At 77.3% G+C, this 4,088-nt stretch carries 4 protein-coding genes; 1 reads left to right on the top strand and 3 read right to left on the bottom strand.

Annotated features, from left to right (window positions below; all coding sequences use genetic code 11):
• A partial coding sequence (locus CCN29_RS30750) for a hypothetical protein (protein ID WP_086685796.1) occupies positions 1-678 on the bottom strand: 678 nt, incomplete at its 3' end.
• Entirely contained in the window at positions 675-1,067 is a 393-nt protein-coding gene (locus tag CCN29_RS30745) for a hypothetical protein (protein ID WP_086685795.1), read from the bottom strand. The genes CCN29_RS30745 and CCN29_RS30750, both read right to left, overlap by 4 nt.
• A gap of 507 nt (positions 1,068-1,574) precedes the next feature.
• Between CCN29_RS30745 and CCN29_RS30740 the strand changes: the two genes are divergently transcribed.
• The gene (locus tag CCN29_RS30740) at positions 1,575-2,750 is read left to right on the top strand and encodes a hypothetical protein (RefSeq protein WP_086685794.1); all 1,176 of its coding nucleotides are present in this window, start codon (positions 1,575-1,577) and stop codon (positions 2,748-2,750) included.
• A 536-nt stretch (positions 2,751-3,286) separates the two neighbouring features.
• Here the strand turns inward: CCN29_RS30740 and CCN29_RS36410 are convergent.
• A partial coding sequence (locus CCN29_RS36410; protein ID WP_086685787.1) for a hypothetical protein occupies positions 3,287-4,088 on the bottom strand: 802 nt, incomplete at its 5' end.

Raw genomic sequence — 4,088 nt, 5'->3', positions numbered from 1 at the left:
CGCGGGGGGTGCGGGGGCGACCAGTCCGGCGGCGGCCAGCCGGCGCAGTTCGACGAGGGTGTGGAAGGTGCGGTGGGCGAGGGCGGAGGCGATCTGTGCCGCGGTGCGTCCGCCGTCGACCAGGGCGAGGGCGCGGCCCCTGCGGGGCGGCAGGGCGGCCGGGTCGGCGTCGGGGGTCCGGGTGAGCGGCGCGGTGTCGACGGCCGGGTCGGGCCAGATGCGGTCGAGCAGGGCGCGGCGGCGGCAGGACTCGCGGAGCACGGTCGCCACCGGCACGGGGCGGACCGCGCCGAGCCAGTGCGCGACGCCGGGGCGGAAGCGCAGCGCGGTGCCGTCGTGGGCGAGCGCGAAGTAGGCGGCGTCGAACAGCGCGCCGGTGTGGGCCAGTTCGAGGGCGCCGGTGGTGAGACGTCCGCTGTCGACGAGCTGGCGGCCCACCCGCCGGCGGGCCCCGGCCCGTTCGACCGCCTCCCACCAGCCGGCCGGGGCCAGGGCGCCGCTGCGGGTGAGCAGGTCGCCGAGGGCGGGACTGTGGGCGGACTCGACGTGGACCACATGTCCCGCGGCGAGGTAGAAGACCCCGGAGCGCGTGGTGAGCGCCCCGGTGGCCCGGTCGGCGGCGAGAGTGTCCAGCAGTGCGGGGGCGGATCCGTCCGCGCGGGTGGCGGCCGCGGTCATCCGAGCACCATCCGGTCCGCCATCTCGGCCAGCCGGATGCGGGCCAGGGCGAGGTTGCCGTCGGCGCGGTCCAGCGACAGGAACAGGAAGACCGTGCTGTCGAAGGGGGTGACGACGAAGCGCAGCAGGTGGAAGGCGTCCGCGGTGGTGAGGATCAGGTCCTCGACGGGCGGGTCCTCGCCCTGGCCGCCCTGTGCGGGGGCGAGGGCGCCGCTCTCCATCGCCAGGCGGGCCAGTTCGGCGGTCTCGGCGGCGGTCGCCTCCACGTCACCGCCGGGCGCCTCTCCCACCGCGCCCAGGGCGAGCCCGCTGATCCAGTCGACCACCAGGGCGCCCCGCGCCCCGGGCAGTCTCATGGCTTCCAGCAGACTCTCGTCGATTCCGGGCACGCCGGATCCCCCTCCTCGCACGGCTGTACCGCGAACGTGACGTCGACGCTACGGTGTGTGCTCGACCGAGGTGAGGGCTTTGGCGTTTTCCCGTGGAATATGCGACACGGCCGTCAGGGCGCTGATAAGGTCCGCGCTTCCCGCTCTCGGCACAGGGCGGGACGCGCGGCTCGCACAGGCGGTTCCGTCGGGCGAGGAACGGATGTGCGGGCGGGGCCGGTTCCGACGCGGATGGCGGACCGCCCCCGCCCGCGCGGCCGGTGTGGCGGCCCGTTCCGGGTACGACACGGGTGAACGGGTGCCACCGCGTGCGCGCCGCGCACACCCCGCGCGCGTCCCGCGGTACGCGACACGCCGTACGCGTCACGCCGTACGCGGCCCGGTGTGCCGGCCGTCCGGGCGGGCCACCCCGGGTGCGGGCCGCCGTACGGCGGAACCCGGGGTCATGGCGTGCGGCGCGGGCGACGATACTGGGAGGAGCACGTGCCCCCGCTGACGACTGGACCCATGCCGATCTCTGCCACAGCCCGCCCCACCGTCCCTCCCACCGTCCGGACGACCCGCGGCCGCTACGTCGGGGAGGGGGCCGACGACACGCTCCGGCGCAGCCTCGCCGCCCTCAGGGCCTCCGGCGACATCGACGACTTCCTGGAACTCCCGGCGGACGACACCAAGCCCGACCTGGTGTTCGAGTCCCGTACACGTTTCGGTGACGGCGTCGGTGTCACGGTCCGCGCCCGGCTCGCCCTCTCCCCCGCCAAGGGGAGGACGCAGGAGCGCGACTGGCTGCTGGTCGCCGAGGCGGAACGCCCCTGGGACCCCTCCTGGCCCTCCCCGGTCACCCTGTTCTGGCCGCCGGAGCCGGACGCCGCCTGGAACCGCGACCCGGCGTCCGGGCTGCGTCCCGGCGAGATCAACCCGCTTCCGGAGGACGACAAGGACGTACGGCGCCTGCTGCGGGACTGCGCGCGCGACCCCTGGTACGTCCACGTCGTCGTCCACGAGGCGATGACCCCGGACGAGCGCGGCCACGTCCCGCTCGCGCACTGGCTGCCGCCGGGGCTGCGGCACCGGGTCGTCGAGCACCGGGCCGCCCCGCAGCAGGCGCGGGTGACGAACTGGGCGCTGCGGGACTTCGGCGTGGAGGTCCCGCGGGGCGGCGCGGCGGTACTGCCGGGCCGCCCGGTTCCCCAGGGGTACGAGCCGGACGCGTTCGCCGTGCGCGCGGTGTTCCTCGACGGCACGGAGCCCACGGACCTGGTGGACGCGGTGCTGCGCCACGACGCGCTGCCGAGGGAGCTGCCGGAGCGCGCCGAGGAGGCGCTCACCGCGCTGCGCGAGGACTGGCACCTGCTCACCCTCGCCGAGGAACTGGAGCGCGAGCGGGCGCTGGTGGCGATGTACGCCGAGGCGCTGGACGCCATGACCAAGTCCCGCGACCTGTACCGCGAGGCCGCCGAACGCGCCCACGAGGCGCTGGCCGCCTACCGCGAGACGCAGGGCGCCGCGCCGGCCCCGGCCCAGCCGCCCCGGCCGCGGACGCCCGCGCCGTTGCAGCAGCTGACGCGCACGCTGGAGCGCTGGAAGCCGGGCGGGTCGCGCCGCGGCCGGCTCTCCGAGGAGGAGCCCACCGCGGCGGCCCCGGCGCCCGGGCCGGAGACGGAGGCGCAGGACAAGGGGTGACACCACGTCACGGGTGACACCCCCTGTCCAATGCCGGGTGCGGCGGCTCCGGCGCGTCAGTCCCCGGCGTGGTGAGGTTCCGCCGGGGCCACGGGGACCAGCGGGCACCCGAAGCCGGGGCGGCCACCCAGTCACGGGTGACACCCCCTGTCCAACGCCGGGTGCGACTCCCGCGTCAGTCCGCGGCGTGATGGGACTCCGCCGGGGACCACGGGGACCAGCGGGCGCCCGGGGCCGGGGCCGCCACGCCGTCACAGGTGCCCCCTGTCCAACGCGGGTTCGGCGGCCCCCGCGTCAGCCCGCAGCGTGAGGAGGTTCCGCGAGGGGCCACCGGGACCAGCGGGCGCCCGGCGCCAGGGCGGCCACCCCGTCACGGGGTGACAGTCCCTGTCCAACACCGGGTGCGGCCCCCGCGTCAGTCCGCGACGTGGTGGGGTCCCGCCAGGGGCAACGGGGACCAGCGGGCGCCCGACGCCAGGGCGGCCACCCCGTCACGGGGTGACACCCCCTGTCCAACACCGGGTGCGGCCCCCGCGTCAGTCCGCGACGTGGTGGGGCTCCGCCGGGGGCCACGGGGACCAGCGGCTGCCCGGGGACGGGGCGGCTACGCGGACCACCAGCGCCACCAGTGACAGCAGGGCCGCCGCGATCGCGGCCGAGGTGGCGAGCCAGTCCGGGGCGAGGGCCAGCTCGACCGCCCTCGGCAGGGCGGCCTCGGAGTACGGGCCGCCGTAGGCGTGGGCGACGGCCGGCACGGTCGCCGCCACGACCCCGGCCGCGAGCACGACCACCGCGGGGCGCACGACGAGGATCAGCGCCAGCACCGTGCACAGCACCGACACGCCGACGGCGAGGGCGTGCACGTCGAGCGACACGCCGTCATGGCGCAGCGGGAAGTGGGTCACCGCGCAGACCGCGAGGGCGACGGCGGCCAGCCAGCTCGTCCAGATCGCCGGCCGGGCGACGGGCCGGGAGACGCGACCACGGGCAGCGCCGTGGGGACGGCGGGCCGGCCGCGGGGTCCGGCGGACGGCGGGGCGGCGGCGCCCGATCCGCGGCGTGCCGCCACGGGACGCCCGCGCGCGCTCCGGCTCGGGCCGGGGGTGCCGCGGCGGCTCCCCCGACGCTTGCGTCTCCTGAGCCGTGCGGGCCTGGTCCACGGCCGCGCGGAGGAGGTGCTCGGGAGGCCGGTGGGCGGCCAGACGGTCGATCAGTTCGACCAGCTCGTCGACGGACCGGCCGGTGGCGGCGGCACGCAGGGCCTCCTCACGGCAGTGCGGCGGGAGGGGCTCGTTGTGCAGGAGGGCGACGAGGAGGGTGACGTCCTCCACCGAGCGG

The sequence above is a fragment of the Streptomyces pseudogriseolus genome, assembly GCA_002154585.1.
Lineage (GTDB): Bacteria > Actinomycetota > Actinomycetes > Streptomycetales > Streptomycetaceae > Streptomyces > Streptomyces pseudogriseolus.
The sequence above is the reverse complement of the archived record's forward strand: the minus strand, read 5'-3'. Positions and strand labels throughout refer to the sequence as shown.